This window comes from Bradyrhizobium sp. F1.13.3 (assembly GCF_040548265.1).
Taxonomy (GTDB): Bacteria; Pseudomonadota; Alphaproteobacteria; order Rhizobiales; family Xanthobacteraceae; genus Bradyrhizobium.
The window spans coordinates 44,536-66,816 of sequence record NZ_JBEPRI010000014.1 but is presented as its reverse complement, the minus strand read 5'-3'; the positions used below and the strand labels follow the sequence as shown (position 1 = coordinate 66,816).

23 protein-coding genes and 1 tRNA gene are annotated in these 22,281 nt (G+C 64.8%); 13 read left to right on the top strand and 11 right to left on the bottom strand.

The genetic code is table 11. From position 1 onward, the window contains the following. Positions 1-136: 136 nt before the first annotated feature. The 6 genes from ABIB66_RS31045 (at position 137) to ABIB66_RS31020 (ending at position 4,912) form a co-directional block, all read left to right on the top strand. Positions 137-1,087: a sulfonate ABC transporter substrate-binding protein gene (locus ABIB66_RS31045; RefSeq protein WP_354204833.1), complete on the top strand. Its 951-nt coding sequence runs from the start codon at positions 137-139 to the stop codon at positions 1,085-1,087. Between the two features lie 142 nt (positions 1,088-1,229). Next, positions 1,230-2,387, top strand: coding sequence for an FMNH2-dependent alkanesulfonate monooxygenase (gene ssuD / locus ABIB66_RS31040; protein WP_354204835.1), 1,158 nt, complete (start codon positions 1,230-1,232; stop codon positions 2,385-2,387). Further along, positions 2,384-3,190 (top strand): aliphatic sulfonate ABC transporter permease SsuC, encoded by an 807-nt coding sequence (ssuC, locus tag ABIB66_RS31035; RefSeq protein WP_354204837.1) that lies wholly within the window; start codon positions 2,384-2,386, stop codon positions 3,188-3,190. The genes ssuD and ssuC overlap by 4 nt, the downstream gene beginning before the upstream one ends. A gap of 20 nt (positions 3,191-3,210) precedes the next feature. Next, a complete protein-coding gene (locus ABIB66_RS31030) occupies positions 3,211-4,047 on the top strand; it encodes an ATP-binding cassette domain-containing protein (RefSeq protein WP_354204839.1) in 837 nt (278 codons plus the stop codon). Positions 4,048-4,078: 31 nt separating this feature from the next. Continuing rightward, positions 4,079-4,660 (top strand): flavin reductase family protein, encoded by a 582-nt coding sequence (locus tag ABIB66_RS31025; protein WP_354256864.1) that lies wholly within the window; start codon positions 4,079-4,081, stop codon positions 4,658-4,660. Between the two features lie 93 nt (positions 4,661-4,753). Then, positions 4,754-4,912, top strand: coding sequence for a hypothetical protein (locus ABIB66_RS31020; protein WP_018453881.1), 159 nt, complete (start codon positions 4,754-4,756; stop codon positions 4,910-4,912). A gap of 151 nt (positions 4,913-5,063) precedes the next feature. Here ABIB66_RS31020 and ABIB66_RS31015 read toward each other — a convergent pair whose 3' ends face one another. The 9 genes from ABIB66_RS31015 to ABIB66_RS30975 all read right to left on the bottom strand — a co-directional run bounded on the left by ABIB66_RS31015 (position 5,064) and on the right by ABIB66_RS30975 (position 14,856). Continuing rightward, positions 5,064-6,212, bottom strand: a complete 1,149-nt coding sequence (locus ABIB66_RS31015; RefSeq protein WP_354256861.1) for a M20 family metallopeptidase — start codon at positions 6,210-6,212, stop codon at positions 5,064-5,066. Positions 6,213-6,539: 327 nt separating this feature from the next. Further along, positions 6,540-7,925, bottom strand: coding sequence for a sigma-54-dependent transcriptional regulator FlbD (flbD, locus tag ABIB66_RS31010; RefSeq protein WP_275169513.1), 1,386 nt, complete (start codon positions 7,923-7,925; stop codon positions 6,540-6,542). Positions 7,926-7,969: 44 nt separating this feature from the next. Continuing rightward, positions 7,970-8,320: a flagellar motor switch protein FliN gene (gene fliN, locus ABIB66_RS31005; RefSeq protein ID WP_007614079.1), complete on the bottom strand. Its 351-nt coding sequence runs from the start codon at positions 8,318-8,320 to the stop codon at positions 7,970-7,972. Positions 8,321-8,323: 3 nt separating this feature from the next. Further along, complete coding sequence (locus ABIB66_RS31000; RefSeq protein WP_219681649.1) at positions 8,324-8,944, bottom strand: FliH/SctL family protein; 621 nt, start codon at positions 8,942-8,944, stop codon at positions 8,324-8,326. Then, the gene (fliG, locus tag ABIB66_RS30995) at positions 8,944-10,035 is read right to left on the bottom strand and encodes a flagellar motor switch protein FliG (protein ID WP_275169511.1); all 1,092 of its coding nucleotides are present in this window, start codon (positions 10,033-10,035) and stop codon (positions 8,944-8,946) included. Before fliG ends, ABIB66_RS31000 begins: the two co-directional genes overlap by 1 nt. Positions 10,036-10,052: 17 nt before the next feature. Next, positions 10,053-11,663: a flagellar basal-body MS-ring/collar protein FliF gene (gene fliF, locus ABIB66_RS30990; RefSeq protein ID WP_354204844.1), complete on the bottom strand. Its 1,611-nt coding sequence runs from the start codon at positions 11,661-11,663 to the stop codon at positions 10,053-10,055. A gap of 192 nt (positions 11,664-11,855) precedes the next feature. Beyond that, entirely contained in the window at positions 11,856-12,131 is a 276-nt protein-coding gene (sciP, locus tag ABIB66_RS30985; protein WP_002714638.1) for a CtrA inhibitor SciP, read from the bottom strand. Positions 12,132-12,500: 369 nt separating this feature from the next. Then, positions 12,501-13,208, bottom strand: a complete 708-nt coding sequence (locus ABIB66_RS30980; RefSeq protein ID WP_275169509.1) for a flagellar hook assembly protein FlgD — start codon at positions 13,206-13,208, stop codon at positions 12,501-12,503. A 13-nt stretch (positions 13,209-13,221) separates the two neighbouring features. Next, positions 13,222-14,856 carry a flagellar hook-length control protein FliK gene (locus tag ABIB66_RS30975; RefSeq protein ID WP_354204847.1) on the bottom strand — a complete coding sequence of 545 codons (1,635 nt, stop codon included), beginning with the start codon at positions 14,854-14,856 and terminating at the stop codon, positions 13,222-13,224. Between the two features lie 348 nt (positions 14,857-15,204). Between ABIB66_RS30975 and mnmA the strand changes: the two genes are divergently transcribed. The 5 genes from mnmA to ABIB66_RS30950 all read left to right on the top strand — a co-directional run bounded on the left by mnmA (position 15,205) and on the right by ABIB66_RS30950 (position 18,569). After that, positions 15,205-16,386: a tRNA 2-thiouridine(34) synthase MnmA gene (gene mnmA / locus ABIB66_RS30970; RefSeq protein WP_354204849.1), complete on the top strand. Its 1,182-nt coding sequence runs from the start codon at positions 15,205-15,207 to the stop codon at positions 16,384-16,386. Between the two features lie 21 nt (positions 16,387-16,407). Beyond that, positions 16,408-17,046 carry a class I SAM-dependent methyltransferase gene (locus ABIB66_RS30965; RefSeq protein WP_354059888.1) on the top strand — a complete coding sequence of 213 codons (639 nt, stop codon included), beginning with the start codon at positions 16,408-16,410 and terminating at the stop codon, positions 17,044-17,046. A gap of 44 nt (positions 17,047-17,090) precedes the next feature. Next, positions 17,091-17,447, top strand: coding sequence for a hypothetical protein (locus ABIB66_RS30960; protein ID WP_027519907.1), 357 nt, complete (start codon positions 17,091-17,093; stop codon positions 17,445-17,447). Between the two features lie 349 nt (positions 17,448-17,796). Next, positions 17,797-17,873: transfer RNA gene (locus tag ABIB66_RS30955), tRNA-Met, on the top strand. 426 nt (positions 17,874-18,299) lie between these two features. Then, on the top strand, positions 18,300-18,569 hold the full coding sequence (locus ABIB66_RS30950; RefSeq protein ID WP_354256858.1) for a hypothetical protein: 270 nt from the start codon (positions 18,300-18,302) through the stop codon (positions 18,567-18,569). 109 nt (positions 18,570-18,678) lie between these two features. On the opposite strand, the gene ABIB66_RS30945 is transcribed toward ABIB66_RS30950, so the two are convergent. Both ABIB66_RS30945 and ku read right to left on the bottom strand, forming a co-directional pair. After that, positions 18,679-19,407, bottom strand: coding sequence for a DUF72 domain-containing protein (locus ABIB66_RS30945; RefSeq protein ID WP_354204853.1), 729 nt, complete (start codon positions 19,405-19,407; stop codon positions 18,679-18,681). A 44-nt stretch (positions 19,408-19,451) separates the two neighbouring features. Next, entirely contained in the window at positions 19,452-20,378 is a 927-nt protein-coding gene (gene ku / locus ABIB66_RS30940; RefSeq protein WP_275169476.1) for a non-homologous end joining protein Ku, read from the bottom strand. 1,262 nt (positions 20,379-21,640) lie between these two features. Here ku and ABIB66_RS30935 point away from each other — a divergent pair. Continuing rightward, positions 21,641-21,835 carry a hypothetical protein gene (locus ABIB66_RS30935; RefSeq protein WP_275169475.1) on the top strand — a complete coding sequence of 65 codons (195 nt, stop codon included), beginning with the start codon at positions 21,641-21,643 and terminating at the stop codon, positions 21,833-21,835. Positions 21,836-21,857: 22 nt separating this feature from the next. Then, positions 21,858-22,259: a hypothetical protein gene (locus tag ABIB66_RS30930; protein ID WP_473322740.1), complete on the top strand. Its 402-nt coding sequence runs from the start codon at positions 21,858-21,860 to the stop codon at positions 22,257-22,259. The last annotated feature ends 22 nt before the right edge of the window (positions 22,260-22,281 follow it).

Here is a 22,281-nt window from a genome sequence, read left to right as displayed (position 1 = left end):
AAAGATTAATCATGCGCTCCGCCACACCTGCAGTGCTTGCATCGCTATTTTTCCGCGCGTCTCGACACCTCCGATCAGCCGCACCATCATTCCCGAGCACGAATGAAGGACGGCCGCACGCGGTCGGGAGTGTCGGATGCAACGTCGGGACTTTCTCAAACTATCCGCTGGAACTGCGGCAGCCGCCGCATTCGCTTCAAGCGCCAAAGCACAAGGCGCGGTGAAGGAAATTCGTATCGGCTACCAGAAGACGGGCGTGCTGGTTATCACGCGTCAGCAGGCCGCCCTGGAAAAACATTTCGCGCCCTTGGGCATCGACGTCAAATGGGTCGAATTCTCGTCGGGACCTCCGATGATGGAAGCGATGAATGTCGGCAGCGTCGATTTCGGCGCGGTCGGGGATTCCCCGCCGGTGTTCGCCCAGGCTGCGGGCGCGGCGATCGTCTATGCCGCCGGCCAGCCCATCACCAACGGGCAGGGCATCCTGGTGCCGAAGGACTCGCCGATCCGCGGCATCGCCGACCTGAAGGGCAAGCGCGTCGGCTTCACCAAGGGCTCCAGCGCTCACAATATCGTGGTGCAGACGCTGGAGAAGGCGGGCCTCACCTATGCCGATATCACGCCGGTCTATCTGACGCCGCCGGATGCAGGGCCTGCCTTTGCCAATGGCAGCATCGAGGCCTGGGCGATCTGGGATCCGTATTTTGCGATCGGCGAGACCAAGCAGGGCGGCCGCATCCTGATCAATGCGCGCGACGTCACCAAGACCAATTCCTTCTTCATCGCCAATCGCGATTTCGCGAAGAGCCACGGCGCCATCCTGCAACAGATCATCGATGTGACGACCGCGGCTGGACAATGGGCCGAACAGCACCGCGATGAGGTCGCCAAATCGCTCGCCGCGATCACCGGCGTCCCGCTGGACATCCAGACCGTCGCCGCCAATCGCGCGAATTTCGTGGTCGGCCCGCTCACCGACGACATCATCACGACCCAGCAGGGCGTCGCCGACCGCTTCCACAAGCTCGGCCTGATCCCGAAGCCGATCGTCATTCGCGACATCGTCTGGCGCAACCCGGCAGCCTGATCGTGCCAACCAATCTCCCCATCTCAAAGGGTTTGAACATGAGGCGTATCGTTCAACGCGTAATCGCAGCCATCGTTATGTCGATCGGCATCGTCGCTGCCGCGGTCGGAACGACTTACGGCTAGGTTATCGGAGCACATCGATGAGCAACGCCAACATCCTCTGGTTTCTGCCGACCCATGGCGACGGCCGCTATCTCGGCACCGGCATCGGCGGCCGCGAGGTCAATTTCAACTATCTGCGCCAGATCGCGCAGGCCGCCGATCAACTCGGCTATTTCGGCGTGCTGCTGCCGACCGGGCGATCCTGCGAGGATTCCTGGATCGTCGCCTCCTCGGTCGCGCCGTTCACCGAGCGACTGCGCTATCTCGTGGCGGTCAGGCCGGGCCTGCAATCGCCGAGCGTGGCCGCGCGCATGACCGCGACGCTCGACCGCATCACCAACGGCCGGCTTCTGGTCAACGTCGTCACCGGCGGCGATCCCGTCGAGAACAAGGGCGACGGCATCATCCTGGCCCATGACGAGCGCTACGAGGTCACCCGAGAGTTCCTCAACGTGTATAGCGAGCTGCTCGCCGGCAAGACCGTCAATGTCGAGGGCAAGCACATCCATGTCGAGGGCGGCAAGCTGCTGTTTCCGCCTGTTCAGGCGCCGCGTCCGCCGCTCTATTTCGGCGGCTCCTCGGATGCCGGCATCGACGTCGCTGTCGACACCGTCGACAAATATCTCACCTGGGGCGAGCCGCCGGCGCTGGTTGCGGAGAAGATCGCCAAGGTGAGGGAAGTGGCCGCCGCACGCGGCCGAAAATTGTCCTTCGGCATCCGGCTCCACGTGATTGTCCGCGAGACCAGCGACGCGGCCTGGCGCGCGGCCAATGAGCTGATCAAGCATGTCAGCGACGAGACCATCGCGACCGCGCAGAAGAACTTTGCGCGGATGGATTCGGTCGGCCAGCAGCGCATGGCGCAGCTGCACGGCGGCAAGCGCGACCAGCTCGAGATCGCCCCGAACCTGTGGGCCGGCGTCGGCCTCGTGCGTGGCGGCGCCGGCACGGCGCTGGTTGGCGACGCCCAGACGGTCGCGGCCCGCATTAGGGAGTACCAGGACATCGGCATCGATACCTTCATCATGTCGGGCTACCCGCATCTGGAGGAAGCCTATCGTTTCGCCGAGCTGGTGTTTCCGCTGCTCTCGCTGGAGCAGCCCAGCAACGTGACCAGGCTTCACTTCAACGGCGGTCCATTCGGCGAGACCGTCGGCAGCGATTATCGTCCGCAGCAGCAGGTGTCGCAATCATGAGCCTGATCGACAGCGTTTCGCTTCCGCGCGGCTTGCGCCTGCCGCGCGTCGACGGCCTGATCCAGTGGGTCGTGCCGCTCGTCATCATCGCGATCTGGCAGGTCGCCAGCGTCACCGGCTTCGTGCCGACCCGGGTATTGCCGGCGCCGAGCGACGTCTTGCTTGCCGGCTGGAAGCTGCTGCTCTCCGGCGAGCTCGTGCGCAACATCTGGGTCTCGTTCTGGCGCGCCTCGATCGGCTTCCTGATCGGCGGCAGCATCGGCTTTGCGTTCGGCCTCGCCAACGGGCTGTCGCAGCTCTCGGCCAAGCTCACGGATACGACGCTGCAGATGGTGCGGAACGTGCCGCATCTGGCGCTGATCCCGCTGGTCATCCTGTGGTTCGGCATCGACGAGAGCGCGAAGCTGTTTCTGGTGGCGCTCGGCGTGTTCTTCCCGATCTACCTCAACACGCTGCACGGCATCCGCACCGTCGACCCGCAGCTGATCGAGATGGGTCGCATCTACGGCATGACCGATGGCGAGCTGTTCCGCCGCGTGATCTTCCCGGGCGCGCTGCCCTCGATCTTCGTCGGCATCCGCTTCGCGCTCGGCATCATGTGGCTGACCTTGATCGTCGCCGAGACCATCGCGGCGTCCTCTGGCCTCGGTTACATGGCGATGCAGGCGCGCGAGTTCATGTTGATCGACGTCGTGGTGCTCTCGATCCTGATCTACGCGCTGCTCGGCAAGCTCGCCGACAGCGCCTCCCGCGTGCTGGAGCGCCTGACGCTCTCCTGGCACCCCGCGTTCCAGAAACGTTGATCAGACATACTGGAAATCACATGCAGACAGCCCTTCGTACCTCCCTTCCGGAAACCGAGCTCGCCAGCCGCGCCAATTTCGCGCCTCACGCCCGCGTGGTGCGCGAGGAGCGCCCGGTGCAAACGAGCGGCCTGCCGCTCAGTATTCGTGGCCTGCGCAAATCCTATGGTGACAACGAGGTGCTGCGCGGCATCGACCTGCACATCCCCGCCGGCCAGTTCGTCGCCATCGTCGGCAAAAGCGGCTGCGGCAAGAGCACGCTGCTGCGCCTCATCGCCGGCCTGGAGAAGTTCGATGCCGGCAGCATCTCGCTCGGCGACGCCGTGAAGCCGGAGGATATCCGCGTGATGTTTCAGGAGCCCCGGCTGTTGCCGTGGGCCCGCGTTCTCTCGAATGTCGAGGTCGGCCTCGGCCGCGATCGCGCCTCGTCCGACGCGCATTCGCGCGCGGAGAAGGCGCTGACCGAAGTCGGGCTCGCCGACAAGCGCGACCAGTGGCCGTCGGTGCTGTCGGGCGGCCAGAAGCAGCGCGTAGCCCTTGCCCGCGCGCTGGTCTCGCGCCCCCGTGTGCTCGCCTTCGACGAGCCGCTCGGCGCGCTGGATGCACTGACTCGCATCTCGATGCAGCGGTTGCTGGAGCGCGTCTGGCGCGACCAGGGCTTTACCGCGATCCTGGTGACCCACGATGTCGCCGAGGCGGTCGCGCTGGCCGACCGGGTGCTGGTGATCGAGGAAGGGCGGATCGCCCATGACGTCGTGGTTAACACGGCCCGGCCCCGCGAACGCGGCTCGGCCGAGCTCGCGGGTCTCGAAGGCTCGATCCTGAGCCACCTTTTGTCGGCGGACGATCGTACCTAAATAGAGGGAACCCCGGTTCGGGGAGTATGCCATGAATGTAGTGCCCCGCGATCTCATGACTGAAATCCCCGTCTCGTCCGCCGATTTCCGCGGCGCCATGCGCCACCTCACCGGCGGTGTCAGCGTCATCACCGCCGGGCGGGGCAAGGACATCACCGGCATGACGGTCACCTCGGTCAGCTCGTTCTCGGTCGATCCGCCGACGCTGATCGTCAGCATCAACCGCGACGCCTCCTCCTTCCCGCTGATCCGGCGCCACGGCGCCTTCGGCGTGAACATTCTCGCGGCCGATCAACTCGACATCGCCGAGCGCTTTGCCGGCAAGGGCGGGCTCAAGGGTGCCGATCGTTTCGCGGGCGCCAGATGGGTGACCGCGGTCTCGGGTGTTCCGCTGCTGGTTGGCGCATTGTCCGCCGTCGATTGCGAAGTCGAGGAGATCATCGAGCGCCATTCGCACGGCATCGTCATTGGGCGGGTGCGCGACGTTAGGAATTCGACCCGCAACGCTGCGCTGGCCTATTGGCACGGTCAGTACGTGGCGGTGGATCAGGACGAAGACGCGGTCAGGCTTGCGGACGTCAGCGTTCCCACCCAGGTCCGGCGCGGCATTTGATCGCCGCCGGCCACAGTCCGTGCAGGCTGGCCTTTTCCCCGTCATCGCTCTAGAAGCGCTGCCTCAGCCTCCCGCCGGGACAGCAATGGAGCAATGATGAAACGCGTCGCGACCTGGGCCTTCTACGCGGTTGGCGCGCTCGCGATCGCCTATCTCGCGCTCTACGCCTATGCCATGTTCAGCGGCCATCCGATCGTGCCGGGCGACCCCATCCAGATCTTCCGCAGGCCGGATGCGCCGAGCTATTCGTGACGGCTCTCTCCTCGTCATGGCCGGGCTTGACCCGGCCATCCACGCGCAGCCGCGATTCCCGGAGAGACGTGGATGCCCGGGCTTCGCCTCGCCGAAGCGGCTTCGGCCGCGCAGGCGGGACAAGCCCGGCATGACGGCGGAGTGTGTGCGACTACCCCCGCAAAATCGCCAGCGCCAGCGCCTGCGCGCGCGGCACGATGCTGTCGAGCTCGAGATATTCCTCCGGCGTGTGCGCAAGTCCGCCGACCGGGCCGAGCCCGCAGATGGTCGGCGTCCCGACCGCGGCGGTGAACCCGGAATCGGCGCAGCCGCCGGAGAACTCGCCCTGAAGCGTGGTGAGGCCGGCCTGCTTTGCGGCGGCCTGATAGTTCTCGAACAGCGCATTTGAATCGGCGCTCTGCACCACCGGCACGAACTCGCCCTTGACCGTCAACATCGCGCTGGTGCCGGGCACGTAAGGTGTCGCGATGATCGTCTCGATCGCAGTCATCACCCTCGCGCGATCCGCGGGATCGACGTAGCGCAGGTCGATCTGCCCTTCCGCGTAAGGCGCCGTGGTGTTGACGGATTGCCCGCCCGAGACGAGGCCGACATTGAGCGTGATGCCCTTGTCGAGATCGGTCAGCGCGTGGATATGCACGATCTTGTGCGCGAGCTCGCCGATCGCGCTGAGGCCGGCGGCGAAATTCGCGCCGGAATGCGCGGCCTTACCCGTGATGGCGAAATGCATGAAGATGCCGCCCTTGCGTCCCGTGACGATATTGCCGGTCGGGCGGCCTGGCTCGGAATTGAACACGGCGCGCGCGCTGCGTCCTTCGCGCTCGATCACCGGCCGCGAGGACGGCGAGCCGATCTCTTCGTCCGAGGTGATCAGCAGCTTGATCGGGTGCGGGTTGCCGCCGAATTTGTGAAAGGCGGTTGCCACGAATATGTTCATGACGACGCCGGACTTCATGTCGGCAACCCCAGGACCATAGGCGCGCGTGCCCTGGATCGTGAACGGACGCCGTCCGGCCTCGCCCTTGCCGAACACGGTGTCGCGATGTCCCATCAACAGCACCGGCTTCTCGTTGCTGCCGGGCTTTGCCACCTCGGCATGGATCGCATCGCCGAAAGTACCGTGGCTTTCGCGCCGGAACGGAATGCCGTGCTCGGCGAAATGCCGCTCGAACCGCGCCCCGACCGCATCGACGCCTTCCTTGTCATAGGATCCGGAATCGATGTTCACGACATCGCGCAGCAGATCGATCATCGCCTGCCGCTGTGTCGCCAGCCAGTCCGTGATTTGAGCTTGAGACATGTTGACCCTCGCGTGGTTTCACGCGGAGTTATAGGGCCTTGCGGGGGCCTGACCTAGTCGCCGGATGCGGTGCGGCTATGTTGCGGTTCAAGGTGGGATATCTCTCCACCGTCGTCCCGGCGAAGGCCGGGACCCATACCGCGGAATCTATCGAGTACGGACGATAGGAGTACCGAACGACTAATCTTCGCCAAACTGCTCCCTGTGGCTATGGGTCCCGGCCTTCGCCGGGACGACACAGGGGTGTGGCGCGCGGTGGCGTTCTTCTCAAAGAAAAATGCCCGGGACCAGCCCGGGCATTCGTTTCTCTCAGTCAGCGTAGAGCGCCTACGCCCCCACCATCGGCATGCGCGGATATTCACCCGGCGTGCCGGCGGGGGTGATCGGAATGCCTCCGTCGGAATATTCGTTGAGCTTGTTGCGCAGCGTGCGGATCGAGATGCCCAGGATGTTGGCGGCATGGGTCCGGTTGCCGAGGCAGTGCTTCAGCGTCTCCAGGATCAGGTCGCGCTCGACATCCGCGACAGTGCGGCCGACCAGCGCCCGCGTCACCTGCTCGGCAGCCATGGTGGCATGCGCCACGGCCGGCGCGGTTTTGGCGAGGTCGAGGCGGTCGCCGTCGGGCGTGAGGATCGCATCGGCGCCGATCTCGTCGCCCTGCGCCATCAGGACCGAACGGTGCATGGTGTTTTCGAGTTCGCGGACGTTGCCCTGCCAGCGGTTGGTGGAGAGCACGCGGCGGGCTTCCGCCGAGATCGGGCGCATCGGCACGCCATTGGCTTCGGCGTATTTCTTCACGAAGTGCTGGGCGAGCTCGAGGATGTCGAGGGGACGCTCGCGCAGCGGCGGAATCTTCAGGTTCACGACGTTGAGCCGGAACAAGAGGTCCTCGCGGAACGTGCCTTCGCGCACGGCCTCGACCAGGTTGCGGTTCGAGGTCGCGATGATGCGGATGTCCACCGGGACGGGCTTGGTGCCGCCGACGCGGTCGATCACGCGCTCCTGGATGGCGCGGAGCAGTTTGGATTGCAGGCGGACGTCCATCTCCGAGATTTCGTCGAGCAGCAGCGTGCCGCCGGTTGCCTCCTCGAACTTGCCGATGCGGCGGGCGATCGCGCCGGTGAAGGCGCCCTTCTCGTGGCCGAACAGTTCGGACTCCAGCAGATGCTCGGGGATCGCGGCGCAGTTGATCGAGATGAACGGGCGCTTGGCGCGCGCCGAGCGGGTGTGGACGTAGCGGGCCAGCACTTCCTTGCCGGTGCCGGATTCGCCGGTGATCATCACCGAGGCGTCCGAGCCCGCGATCTGCTGGGCGAGCTTGATCACCTTGGCCATCGCCTCGTCGCGATAGACCAGCTCGCGGGAATCGTTGGCGACGGCAGCCAGCACCGCCGCGATCAGCTCCGGGTCCGGCGGCAGCGGGATGTATTCCTTGGCGCCGGCGTGGATCGCGGCGACCGCGGCGCGGGCGTCGTTGGTGATGCCGCAGGCGACGATCGGGGCGTGGATGTGCTCGGCCTCGAGCCGCATCACGAGATCGCGGATGTCGAGGGCGACGTCAACCAGCAGCAGGTCGGCGCCCTTGCCGCCGCGCAGCACGCGCATCGCCTGTTCGTTATCCTCGGCGTGGGTCACGGTGGCGCCGTTCGCCATTGCGATCTTGGTGGCGGTGGTGAGCTGGCCCTTCAATGTGCCAACGATGAGAAGCCGCATGTCAGTCTCCTGTCCGTCTGGTCGCGCTGCCGCGCGTCGTCGCTTTAGGCGCGTTCAGTCTTGATGATTTCGGTCATGGTCACGCCGAGCTTGTCCTCGACCAGGACGACTTCGCCGCGGGCGACCAGCTTGTTGTTGACGTAGATGTCGATGGCCTCGCCGACGCGCCGGTCGAGCTCAAGCACCGTCCCGGGTCCGAGCTTCAACAGCTCGCTGACGTCCATCTTGGAGCGGCCGAGCACGGCCGAAACCTGCACCGGCACGTCGAATACGGCCTCGAGGTCGGCGGCGGCGCGCGTCGCATATTCGTCCTCGTTGTAGCCGACGTCGGTGCCGGCAGGCGGCATCGGGCCGTTGAGATCGGGCAGCGGGACCTGTCCGTCGGTGTCGCTCATGGCTTAGCTCCCCCTGCGGGACGCAACATAGCGTCCCACCATTTCGTCAATCTTGGCCGCGATGGCGGCGCGCTCCAGCACGACGCCGCCATCGGCCCATTCGATCCGGCAGTCGCCGGTGGCAATCTCGGGCTCGGCCAGGATCACCAGCCGGCCTTCGAAGCCGTTCTGCCTGGCCAGCCGCTCGATGTTCTCGCGCGCGGAATCGTAGAGCGCGTCGTTGATGCGGACGACCAGATGCGGCGTCGCGACCAGATGCGAGAAGCAATCCTTGACCAGCGCGACGATCTCGCCGAGCGGCTCGGCGGCGACCAGATCGGCGCACAGCTTGCGCGCCACCGCGACCGCGACGTCGACCGCCTCGGTTTCCATCTTGGATTCGATGTTGCCGATGCCCGAGGCGATGCCCCGGATGGCGATGTTGATCTCTTCCATGGCAAGCGCGACACGGCGGTCGCTCTCGGCCTTGGCCTCGCGCTGGCCGGCGGCGAAGCCGTCCTGATAGGCGCGCGCCTCGGCTTCCGCGACCTTCTGGGCGATCTCGGCCGCGGTTGCGGCCTTCTCCCGCGTCCGGTCGGGCGCGGCGAAGTCGTTGTCGAACAGGAATTTTGCCGGAGCGGCCATCAATACACCAGCTCGTCGTCGGCGCGGTTCTTGGTCAGCATGATCTCGCCCTTGGCAGCGAGATCCTTGGCGAGGTTGACCAGCAGAGCCTGGGCCTCGTCGACGTCGCGCAGGCGGACCGGACCCATCGCCGCCATGTCGTCCTGGAGCATTTTTGCCGCGCGCGAGGACATGTTGCCGAAGAAGAAGTTGCGGACGTCCTCGTTGGCGCTCTTGAGCGCGACGCCGAGCTTGTCCTTGTCGACGTTGCGCATCAGGGTCTGGGCGGAGCCGGAATCGAGCTTCACGAGGTCGTCGAAGGTGAACATCAGCGCCTTGATGCGCTCGGCCGATTCGCGGTTGTCCTCTTCCAGCGAGGTGATGAAGCGGGTTTCGGTCTGGCGGTCGAAATTGTTGAAGATTTCCGCCATCACCTCGTGGGCGTCGCGTCGGCGGGTCTGTGACAAATTGGACATGAACTCGGTGCGCAGCGTTTTCTCCACGCTCTCGATCACTTCTTTCTGCACCGCTTCCATCTTCAGCATGCGGTTGACCACGTCGAGGGCCAGATCCTCCGGGAAGATGCCGAGCACGCGCGCGGCGTGTTCCGGCTTCAGCTTCGACAGCACCACCGCGATGGTCTGCGGATATTCGTTCTTGAGATAATTGGCGAGCACCTCTTCCTGCACGTTGGAGAGCTTCTCCCACATGTTACGGCCGGCGGGGCCGCGGATTTCGTCCATGATGCCGTTGACGCGCTCGGGGGCCAGGTATTGCTGGAGCAGCCGCTCGGTGGCGTCGAAATTGCCCATCAGCGCGCCGGAGGCCGACATCCGCGAGACGAATTCGAGCAGCATGTCCTCCACGGTGTCGACCTCGACGGTGCCGAGCGTCGACATCTCCAGGGAGAGCTGGCGCACCTCGTCGTCGTCGAGCAGCGACCAGATCTTGCCGCCATACTGCTCGCCGAGCGCCAGCATCAGGATCGCGGCGCGCTTCGGACCCGCCACCGCTTCGACCTTCGCGCCTGCACGGCTGCCGGCACGCTGACCGAGCGTGGAGATCACGCTGGTGATGTCGTTGGAATTGGCGTTTTGCAGGGCAGCGGCCATGTCAGATCACTTCTCGATTATTTCGTGGGTTCGGTCAGCCATTGGCGGATGATGGCGACGGTCTCGTTGGGATTGCGTTCGGCGAGTTCGCCGACGCGATGGACGGATTGGGCATGGACCTGGCCCTGGACGGTGGCGACGTCGATCGCGCTGGCGGCGCCGCTCGGCAGCAGCGGCTGGCCGGACGGGGCGGCCTCATCGCTCGCGGCGGGACCGGTGAGGACGCCGGAGATGGCGGCCGCGACTTCGTCGGATGCCAGGATGCGCCTGACCAGCGGCCGGATCACCAGGAACAGCACGACCAGGCCGAGCAGCATCATCACGCCGAGCTCGACGAAGTACATGACGTCGTCCTTGGTGAACTGGAGCATGCCGAGCAGGCCGCTTGGCTCCGCGATCGGGGTGGTGGAGGGGGCATCGGCAAAGCGCAGATTGACGACCTCGACCTGGTCGCCGCGCTTCTGGTCGAAGCCGATCGCCGAGCGCACCAGCGTGGCGATGCGGTCGAGCTGCTCCTTGGTGCGGTCCTGGTAGGCCAGATCGCCCTTCTCGTTCTTGGAGTAGATGCCGTCGACCAGCACCGCGACCGAGATGCGGTTGACCCGACCGGCCTCGGTCACCTCGGTCTTGGTGGTGCGGGAGATCTCGTAGTTGTTGGTCTCTTCGCTCTTCTTGCTCTGGTCCTTGGCCGCGACGCCGCCGTTCTGCTGGTTGCCCGGCAACTCGTTGTTGACGGTGACCTGGCCGTTGTTGTCGGCGGTCATGCTCTGCTCTTCGCGGGTCTGGCTCGAGCGCAGCACGCGGCCTTCGGGGTCGTACTTGTCCGAGGTCTGGGTGATCTTGTTGAAGTCGAAATCGGCGGAGAGCTGGACCCGGGCGCGCCCCGTGCCCACCACGGAGGAGACGATGTCCTCGACCTGCTTGCGCATCCGCTTCTCGAAGGCGGTGCGGCGCTCGTCGCCCATCGCCTGCTCCGGATCGGTCTGGGCGCCGTCGGCGAGCAGCTGGCCGGTCTCGTCGACGATCGAGACCCGCTGCGGCTTCAGCCCGTTCACGGCCGAGGCGACGAGGTGGCGGATGGCGCGGATCTGCTGGGCCTCCAGCGCGCCGCGGACCCGAACCACGATTGAGGCCGACGGCTCCGGCGCCTCGCGCGAGAACAGCGGGCGCTCGGGCAGCACCAGATGGACGCGGGCGGCCTGGATGCGGTCGATGGCGCGGATGGTGCGGGCGAGCTCGCCTTCCAGCGCGCGGAGATGGTTGATGTTCTGGACGAAAGAGGTGGTGCCGAGCGCATCCGACTTGTCGAACACCTCGTAGCCGACGCCGCCGCCCTTGGGTAGGCCGCCCTCGGCGAGCTTCATCCGCAGCCGGGTGACCTTGTCCTTGGGCACCATGATGATGGTGCCCTCGTTGCGCAGCTCGAACTGGATGCCCTGGCGCTCCAGGTCCTTGATGATGCCCGAGGAGTCCTCGACGCTGAGGTCGGTGAACAGCGTCGTCATCTGCGGCGTGGTGACGCGCATGATGACGAACGCAAAGAAGCCGACGAGCGCGGCGGTGACCGCGATCATCGCCCCGAACCGGGCGGCTCCGATACCCTTCAGAAAGTCCGCAAGACCTTGCAAGCAACCGCCCCGACAGATTCGGCTGCTTTCACAGGAAAGGCCGACTGGGCAATTATTGCCTAGGTGATGGTTTCGATATGGTTAACGAAGGTTAAGAGCTGCGACGAAAGTCGCGCCAAAACGAAACATGAAAAAAATCGGCCTCGCAAGGCGAGGCCGATTTTCGTCAAAAGCCGCAGATTTCCGGATTGCCTACTGGCGATATTGCTGGATACGGGTGGTGCGAAGTCCCGCCAGACCATGCTGGTCGATCGAAAACTGCCAGGAGAGGAATTCGTCAACCGTCAGGGTGTAACGGCTGCAGGCCTCCTCGAGGGAGAGAAGACCGCCACGGACTGCGGCGACGACCTCGGCCTTGCGGCGGATGACCCAGCGTTTGGTGCCGGGTGCAGGCAGATCCGCAATCGTCAACGGACTACCGTCCGGCCCGATGACGTATTTTACCCTCGGGCGATGGGGTTCTGTCATGGCGTACTCACAAACTCTCAACCACTGAACTCACTCAGGAACCCTACGCCCGCCGGCTTAAAAATCCGCTAAGCCTAAGGCTTCAATACAATTCTCGTTGAAAATGGCTGGAACGCAGCCGTCTCGACCGGCGGGACGGTGCGTCCAGGCGGGCCGAGGGGGTGTTCGTAAATACTTTACTAACGAACGAGGCCTGCGCGGGGTGTCGCAAGGCTCCAATTGTCGTCCTGGCGAAAGCCGGGACCCATTACCCCAGGGAGTAGTCGCTACGACGACTCGGGGTCACGTCCTCGCACCAAAACGGCTTGCGGTGGTTATGGGTCTTGGCTTTCGCCAGGACGACACCGATTATCCAGCGGCATTCCGCCTTTAATTGCTGGCCGTCGCGATGATGCTCTTGACCTGGCTCAATGTGTAGCTGGCGCCGTCGATGGTCAGCAGCGGCGGCGACTGGGTCAGGTCGACGGACGACACCGTGCCCTGCACCTGCGCGGCGATACCGACATTGTTGTTGGCGACATCCTTACCCGTGGCCGAGATCGTGTACTTGCCGTCGGGCCATTGCGTGCCGTCATTGCCCATTCCGTTCCAGGTGAACGGCACGTCGGTGCCCGCGCCGGCGGTGTATTTGCCGGTGAACACGGTCTGGCCGCTGGCATTGGCGATGGTGATGTCGACGGTGGCGTCGCTGGGCACGTTGAGATGCCAGGTCGCCGACGAATTCGTCATGGTCCCGGTCGTGCCGTCGACCAGGGCGGTCTTGCCGACGAAGCCGAGCGCCTGGGTCGCCTGCGTGGTCTGTTGCAGGGTGACGAGTTGGGACAGCGAGTCGTTGGTCTTGAGCTGCTGCTCAACGCCGGCGAACTGTACCAGCTGCTGGGTGAACTGGTTGGTGTCGAGCGGATCGAGCGGGTTCTGGTTCTGCAGCTGCGTCGTCAGCAGCGTCAGGAAGGTCTGGAAGTTGCCGGCCAGCGTCGCGCCGGTGTTCGAGCCCAGGCTCGTGTTCGACGAGGATTTCGGCAGGTCGGTCGTGCCGGAGACGACGGATGGGGCGGTGGCGGAATTCGTGGTGGTCATGTCTCGATACTCCTCACACTCTGATGTCGACGCCGCTGCTCGATCCGAGCATGCGGCCGTAGCTGCGCCCGACCGGGGCCGCGGGAACTGCGTCCTCGTCGCTGATGATCAGCCGGCGGGCATTGCCGCCATTGTCATTGTTCTGGCCGGAGTGCTGGCCCGATGAATTCTGGTCGCGCAGGCTGAAGGACAGCCCGTTGCTGCCGGTCTTGAGGCCGGCATCGTCGAGCGCGCGCTGCAATTGCGGCGCGTCCTGCCGCAGCATCTGCAGCGTCTCAGGCTTCTCGACGGTGAGATGCGACGTGACCTGGCCGTTGCGGTCGACATTGATGCGGACGTCGATGCGGCCGAGGTCGAGCGGATCGAGGCTGATGTCGAACTGGGTCTTGCCCGCGCGTGCGGCGGCGGCAATTTCGATCGGCACGCCGCTGATTGGAATGGCGTTGGCATTCGCCGCGGTCGCGGTGAGCGTCGCGGTCGAAGCGGTCGCGGCCGAAGTCGTATTGGTCAGCGGCGCTTGAATGGCGGAGGCCGCCTGCGCGCTGCTGTCGGTGGTGGGGACAGCGGCCTGCGTGCCCGCATGGGCATGATGAGTTGCCGTCGCCGGTGCCGCATCGGCGGTGCGGTCGGAAGTCCCAGCCTTGGCCTCGGCTGCGTTCGCGTCGATTGTCGGCTTGTCGGCTTGCGGATGCGCCGTGTTGGCGGACGCAGCCGTCGCCGAGGTCTGCGCGGCGTTTGCCTTGCCGGTGTCCTGGCCGATGTTGGAGACATCGCTCCCGCCTTGCGCGAGGGCTGCGGCCTTGAACGAGGTTTTTGGCGTGCCTTGGTCGACGGCGGCGATCAGGCCGCCATTGGTCTTCGCATCCGCCGCGGTCGAATCGGTCGCCCCGGTCGCGGCATCGGCCAGCGTTGCCGAGGTGTCGGCATCGACTTTGGCGCTTGCGGTCTTGGCGCTCTTGTCGCCCGGCGTCGCGGTATCGATCTTGGTGCCGGCGATCTGCGCTGCGATCGACGCACTGGCGGCGATGCCGGCGGCGGCGATCGCCAGCGGCGAGGAGGCAGCGCCGGCGCCCTGGTTCGCAGCCGCGTTGGGATCGACCGGCACGACCGCCGCGAGGGCGTTTGGATCGGGCACGCCGGCCAGCGTCGCGTCAATCTGCGCGGCGGCGGCGGTATCGACGGCGGCGGCGAGGCCATCAGTGCCGCCGGCCTCGTCCCCCTTGGTCTCGTCGGACTTGTCCGCAGACTTGTCGGCCGATTTGGCGTCGGACGCCTCCGGCTTGTCCTTGGTCTTGCTATCAGCCTTGGCCGCATCAGTGGTCGCGTCGTCCTTGGTGTCGCTCTTGGCGTCGTTTTTGGCGGACGCGGAATTGTCGGCGTCGTCGCTGGCCTTGCTCTGCGAGGACTTGTCGGTCGCAGAGCGATCGCGCGGGCTCTTGTCGGAGGCGGAGGACGATGAATCGGTCCGGCGCGGGGAGTCCTGCGCGGAGGACGCCGCGCTGTCGCTGATCGCCTGGGTGTTGCTGTCCACCAGCGAGCCGAAGGAATCGTTGGCGGAGCTCTCTTTCGGTGCTTGCGACCGGGCAGGCTTTTGCGGCGCGCTCTGGACTTGCACGCTTGCCACGACATCTGACGTACGACCGACCACAGGCAACCCCTTGGAAACATCTTCGCCATGAGAGGTAGCAAGGAGCGGGCCACCCTCGCGCGCAGCAATTTTATCAAGCAAAATCAAAGACTTGATTATTTGACGCTCTGCCGCTGGCCCTTCCCAAGCCCCGCCATTTCTGCCTCCCCGGCAAGAATTGCCGTAAACCTTGCGGGGTCCGTGATTGCTTCACCGGAAGGCCGCCTATATTAAAGAGACAGCTCTCAGCCGCTTTCGACCGGGCAGGCCGCGCCCTTCGGGAACTCTAGGTTCCCGGGGATCGCTTTTGTCCCGCCGGAAGCATCCAAGCGGATCGCCCAACGCGCCGTCCACAACGCTTTAAGGCCCATGCTCAACAGTCTGGATCTCGAAGGCCGTCCTGAGGATACCAGGGTCGTCGTTGCCATGTCGGGCGGCGTCGATTCATCGACGACGGCTGCGCTTTTGAAGGCGGAAGGCTACGACGTCGTCGGCATCACGCTGCAGCTCTACGACCATGGCGCTGCGACCCATCGCAAGGGCGCCTGCTGCGCCGGCCAGGACATCCACGACGCCCGCGACGTCGCCGCCAAGCTCGGCATTCCCCATTACGTGCTCGACTACGAGGATCGCTTTCGCGAATCCGTCATCGATAATTTCGCCGACAGCTACGCGCTCGGCGAGACGCCGGTGCCGTGCATCGAGTGTAACCGCTCGGTCAAGTTCCGCGACCTCCTGAAGACCGCGCGCGAACTCGGCGCCACCGCGCTCGCCACCGGCCATTACGTCGCCTCGCGCCGCCGCGCGGACGGCTCGCGCGCGCTGGTGTGTGCGGCTGACGCCGATCGCGACCAGAGCTACTTCCTGTTCGCGACCACGCAGGAGCAGCTCGATTATCTGCGCTTTCCGCTCGGCGACATGACCAAGCCCGAGACGCGCGAACTGGCGCGGCGCTTCGGCCTCGCGGTCGCCGACAAGCACGACAGCCAGGACATCTGCTTCGTGCCCACCGGACGCTACACCGACATCATCACCCGCCTGCGGCCGAACGCGATGGACCCCGGCGACATCGTCGATCTCGACGGCCGCGTGCTCGGCCGTCACAACGGCATCGCCAATTTCACCATCGGCCAGCGCCGCGGCCTCGGCATCGCAGCCGCCGCACCGCTGTTCGTGGTGCGGCTGGAGGCCGCCAACCGCCGCGTCGTCGTCGGCCCGCGCGAGGCGCTGAAGATGCACCGCATCGTGTTGCGCGACGTCAACTGGATCGGCGATGGCGACATCGACCGCGCCATCGGCAATGGTCTCGAAATGTTCGTGCGCGTGCGCTCGACCCGCGCGCCCCAGCCCGCTTGGCTGCGCGGTGCGAACGGTCATTACGAGGTCGAGCTCGTCGCCGGCGAAGAGGGCGTTTCGCCGGGACAGGCCTGCGTGTTCTACGACGCAGCCGGTGGCCAGGCCCGCGTGCTCGGCGGCGGCTTCATTCAAAGCGCCGCCGCGAAGGCCGCAAGCAGCACGACGAGGCCGCTCGCAGAAGCGGTCCGCGGCTAAAAAATATATAGGGCAGGGGGCATGGCAGCAGACATCTCGCGGGCCGGGGTCGAGAAGGCCTATGGCCGCTGGGCGCCGGTCTACGATCTCGTGTTCGGCAAGGTGTTCGACGCGGGAAGGCAGTCGACCATCGCCGAGGCCGACCGCATCGGCGGCCGCATCCTCGACGTCGGTGTCGGCACCGGGCTCTCGCTCTCCGACTATGCGCGCACCACAAGGATCTGCGGCGTCGACATCTCCGAGCCGATGCTGCGCAAGGCGCAATCGCGCGTGCGGAGCTTGCGGCTCTCCAATGTCGAAGTGCTCTCGGTGATGGACGCGAAAAACCTCGCCTTCCCCGAAAACTTCTTCGACGCGGTGGTCGCGCAATACGTCATCACCGCCGTGCCCGATCCCGAGGGCACGCTCGACGAGTTCGTGCGCGTCTTGAAGCCCGGCGGCGAGCTGATCCTGGTCAACCACATCGGCGCGGAAAAGGGTTTGCGAAAACTCTCCGAGCTCGCGTTTGCGCCGCTCGCCCGTCGCCTCGGCTGGCGCCCCGAGTTTCCATGGCAGCGCCTGGTCGACTGGACCGCCAAACACGGCGGCGTCACCCTGGCCGAGCGCCGCCCGATGCCGCCGATGGGACACTTTTCGCTGATCCGCTACCTCAAATCGTGATCGGGGGCGCGGAACACGCGGCGGCGCCCGCGCGTTTCCCTCCCATGCGCACCACATCAAAAATCATTCTGGCCAGCCTCCTGATCGCCGCCTCCGGCAGCGCGATCGCGCAGGCCCCGCCCGCCCCGGCGACGCCGCCGCAACAAACCGCGCCGCCATCCCCGCAACACGCCACCGGTTGTACGCCGCAGGACCGCCCGAACCGCTCCGCTGACGGCACCACCACCGGCCAGTCCCGGGAACCGCTCGGCGACAAATTGGCGAAATCGGACGGCGTGCTCTGCCCGCCCTCCGGCGTCGACCCCGAGATGCACGCCCCGGCGCCCAGCACGAACGGCGCCATGCCCGTCATCCCGCCCCCCGGCAGCCCCGGAGGCGACCCGACCGTACGGCCGAAATAGCTTGTCGCGCCGAAGCCTTGGCGTAGGCGGAGGCCTGTTCCGCATCCCCAATCTCGTCGTCATGCCCGGGCTCGTCCCGGGCATCTACGTTCTTGTGGCCCGCGAAGGTCGTGGATGGCCGGGAAAAGGTCGTGGATGGCCGGGACAAGCCCGGCCATGACGAATGTGGCCCGAGATTCGGTCCCAAAACACACCATCCATGCCTGCCCGCGGACTTGTCGCGCCGTAGCCTTGGCGAAGGCGGAAGCTTTAGCCAAAGCGGAAGCAAACTCGGATTGACAGCCCGCCGCCCCCTTCCTTATATGCCGCGCGTTCGCGAGATCGGCTGTTTCGGCCCTCGCGACCCTGTGGCGGGGTAGCTCAGCTGGTTAGAGCACGGGAATCATAATCCTGGGGTCGGGGGTTCGAGTCCCTCTCCCGCTACCAAAAAATCAGGCACTTCCTGCTAATCTGGGATCCTCGAACTTTCATGGTACCACATTAGTATCACGAGTTTTTCGCGAAGGCGGCGGTGGTACAGCGTTTGACGGTTCGGCGCCCGGAGTTGAAGCGTGGGCGCGCCTCAGCGGGCAGAACCCTTGCGATCTATTCTAAGGATGGGCCAGACCCACCAAGCACCGGGAAGCCAAGCGGGACAGCTATTGGTCCGAGTTTAGGATTTCCGGGAGTTTACGAACTGATCGAAACTTTCCGCGGCCTCTTCGGCCGAGCCGTGCTGCAGCCGAACGCGATCGTGCCAGAGCGCGGAACACGGGACAAACCTGAGCTCTGCCGATTGCGAATCCCTGCTGCGTGCTAACCGCTCGGAACGAGAAGACGGGCAAAAGGATTCGTCCGGGCGGAGCAAGTTCGATGCTGATGACGAAGGAAAGGCGGCCAGCGATCCGAACGCTGCGCGGATGGGCGCTCAGCGTGCTGCAGGAGGCGGGCGCCATCCACGAATGCGAGGAGCACGGCTGGGCGAAGGACCGGGCCGACCCGCATGCGCGCGAGCACGCATTGGATATCGTCAGGCAGGAACCACCCGAGGGCTTGTCTCCGGATCAGGCTGTCGGGCAAGTGGGCGAGGTTTTGCATTCGATTGGCGATACGTGCCCGGAGTGCCCGCCACGTTCCGATTAGGTCGCCTGCGCTGTCGCGCCGCTCGGATGGCAACGGATGCGTGCGAGCCTCAAAGCCTTCGACGAAGTTGGAGGACGTGAGGGATATCAACTGGCCGCTGCAAAGCCCTTCAAGCGAGCAAGTCTAGTGCGTTCTCGAGTGCTGCCCCGGCGGCGGTGTTGTCGAAGATGCACCAGGTCTCACTCGACAAAGACGCAGCACCGAGCCGCCGCTTCAGGGTCCGAAGGAACGCGCCGTCGTACGCGGAGTAGTAGATGCGCGGCGCTCCATGCAGTCGAAAATAGCACAGGCACGGCCACCCGCCCGGCAGGTCGGCATCGGGCACCCGCGCCGGATCCGCGGCGACGCGGCCAATCTGACGTTCCCTGAGCCAAGCGCCGACCTCGGGCGTGAACCAGCTGACGTGACGCGGCTCGCAAGCGAGAGCGGCCGAGGTCCTTTCCTGCAGTGCGCGGAACAGGAACTCCGCATCGGACTCAACGAACATTCTGCGAGGCGCAAACTGAACGAGCAAAACCCCGAGCTTCGCGCCAAGTCCGGCGCTCTCTTCGATGAATCGATCGAGTTCACCCCGCGCAAGCTGTGACGAATGAGTAACAGACTTCGGCACCTTTACCGAAAAGCGGAAATCATCTGGCGTCGCGTTCGCCCACTTCTCATAGGTCGAACGCCGGTGTGGCTTATGAAATGATGAGTTGATCTCCGTGGCATTCAACACCCGCGCGTAGCGTTCAAGTTGGCTACCTACCCCGCCAACTCTTTCCTTCGAGACTCGCGGAACATTCCATCCCGCTGTGCCGAGCCGCAGCTCAGCCCTGACATGCGCGACCTCTTCCATGTCAGTCCGTAACTGCCATCGGGCATCACCGGATGTTCACAAACTCACGCCGACTTCCTCCGCGCGCCTGCTGTCGGCTTCTTCGCCGCTTCCTTACCCGGCTTCTTACCGGCGATCGGCATCAGCATCTCCTTCTGAGCCGCGGCAGCCTTCTTCGTCTTCTTGGCAGGCTTTTTCGGAGCCTCGGTCTTGGCTGCTGCCCCGCCGACGCTCTTGCGTAGCGCGTCCATCAGATCGACGACGTTCTCGCCTTTCGGCCGATCCTTCGGCACGATCGGCTTGCCGGCACGCTTCTGGTTTATGAGCTCGATCAGCGCGGTCTCGTAGTGGTCCTCGAACTTCTCCGGCTCGAACGATCCGGCCTTCTGGTTCACGATGTGCTTGGCCAGATCGAGCATGTCCTTAGTGACTTTGACGTCCTGGATCTCTTCGAAGTATTCTTGCTCGCTACGGACCTCGTAGGGATACCGCAGCAAGGTGCCGACCAGGCCCTTGTCCATCGGCTCGAGCGCAATGATGTGCTCTCGGTTGGTGAGCACCACGCGCCCGATCGCAACCTTGTTCATCTCGCGGATGGTCTCGCGGATGACCGCGAAGGCGTCGTGGCCGACTTTTCCGTCCGGACGGATGTAGTAGGGGCGGATTAGGTAGCGCGGATCGATATCGGCCTTGTCCACGAACTCGTCTATCTCGATGGTCCGCGTGGATTCCAGCGCGATCTCCTCAAGCTCCTCCTTGGTCACCTCGATGAACTGGTCCTTCTCGAGCTGGTAGCCCTTGACGATGTCCTCGTTGGACACCTCGTCCCCGGTGTCGGCGTCGACTTTCACGTACTTGATCCGATGACCGGTCTGACGGTTGAGCTGGTTGAAGGAGATCTTCTCACTCTCCGACGTAGCCGGGTAGAGCGCCACGGGACAGGTGACCAACGAGAGACGCAAAAAGCCTTTCCAGTTCGCGCGGGGGGCCATGCTACGCAACACTCCATTACGGGGACTTGGACTCAAGACGAACGGCGCGGCACAGTTCCGACACCGCCCGCAGGTGTCCACCGCAAATTGATGCCACGTCCCGGTCAGGCGCTCGGAATACATGGCGGGCAGCCTTGACCGGCACGAACGAAATAAGAACACAGCGGTGACCAACCCATGGCAGATCCCTCGGTCATTAGACCTCCGTGGAAATCAGCCAATCCGTTGCTCTAAGGGGAGCGGCACCAGCCCCGTCGGGCAACACACCCCCGTCAACCCCTCTCCATAAAAATATTCCACTTTACCGAAATTCGGAATTGGCGTATGTGTCGCTCATCCCGGCTCATTCTTGAGGGGCGATCTTGTGGTCGTCACGTTCGCGAGCCGGGCTTGCGGTGGACGCGGCAGCGTTCGGGTGCGAGAGGCTAAGGGCAGGGCGGATTGCTCTCCGTGAGCCCAAGGCTTCGTTCCGACGAGCGGCGCTGCTAGGCTTCGTCTCGTCATCAGGTCGGCGGCAACGTGCACAACGTCGTCGAAACCGGTGGCGAAATGGCGGGCCGTGCGTACGGCAAAACCGTGTGGTCCTGGCCGTCGTTGCTACGGTCAAGCCCTGGCGAATGCGGCATCCGCGTCAACCGGCGCGGTGTCGGTGACTTTCGCGAGGACGAGGGAGGCCAAAAGGAACTCGGCTCCCGGGAGAGCACGGCATAAGCCGTCCAACCATCGCGCAGGGAAGGCCGAGTGATTGGCTACACCTGTATGCTGCTGTGCGGTTTCCTTGCGCTACATTTTCGCGCAGCGGACCGCGGGTGCCAGCCGGCACCCGGCCTTCCCTGTGCCCTCTTGGCTTTGAGGGTGGAGTGACCAGGCAAAGCTCGGGCGAAATGCGCCGCGAGAACGAGAACTCATGTCCACTGTTGGAAAGGTCGCTCTATCATTTGCCACGTGATTCCTTTTGGGAAAGCGGTTCGTTCTGCGGCTCTTGGAGATGGCCGCTTTCGTTCGGCATCCAAGGCTGTCGACCGGGGTCCGAGAATGGAAGCATCGCCATGTGCTTTTGCGATCGCATCCACCAAGCGTTTCCCTCTCCAACTGACCAAGCTGCTGCTGATGGCGCCATACCGCTCGTGGATCGCCCAGCAGCCGGAGACCCCGCCAAAGGCGACGGGGTGGCCAAGCCAGCAAATTTTCAGATCATTAACAATGTTGAATCACAGGCCGGAGCGGTTGCCCTACCGTGAACCTTTCCGCTGGGGCTTTCCATGATCGATACCGCGACCAAGGCGTTGTTGCGCACCGTTCTCGACGAGGTGTGTGAAGGTGTTCCACGCTGTGAGATTGGCGCCCGGACCCGCGTCGCATCGAAGCTTCTGGAGACTGCAAGCAGGGGTGACATCTGTGCGGATCGCCTCAAACAGGCGGCCCGCAATGCCCTCTCTGAAATCCCGACGATGTGACGATGGTCATGTGGGGGCGGGGGTGAATTTCCACGTGACGGTCCTCAAGATCCTGGTGAGCTACCCGGATGGGTTCGCCGCAATGGAGGATCTCAAGCGGGATATGGCCATTCTGGCGACCAGCGGTCGCGACTGGACGGAGCGTACCCGGCGGCTGGGCGCGCGGGTGCCCGGCCTGGACATCTTTTCGCAAGGGCTGATCGACCGGACAAATGGCGGGTGGCGCATCACGGCCAAGGGCCGCGCGGTGCTCGATCTGATGGAAGCTCGTCCGGACCAAGCCCCTATTGCGGCCGAACAACGCCACTCAGAGCCGGAGCTTGCCCCGGCAATCTCGCGGCACATTCCGGCGGAGAGGGTCCGAGGACGACTCGCGGCGCGCCGTCGCCGACGCAATGCCCGCAAGCAGGCTTGGGCTTCCTAGCGAGGAACGAGCGTCGCTCCCG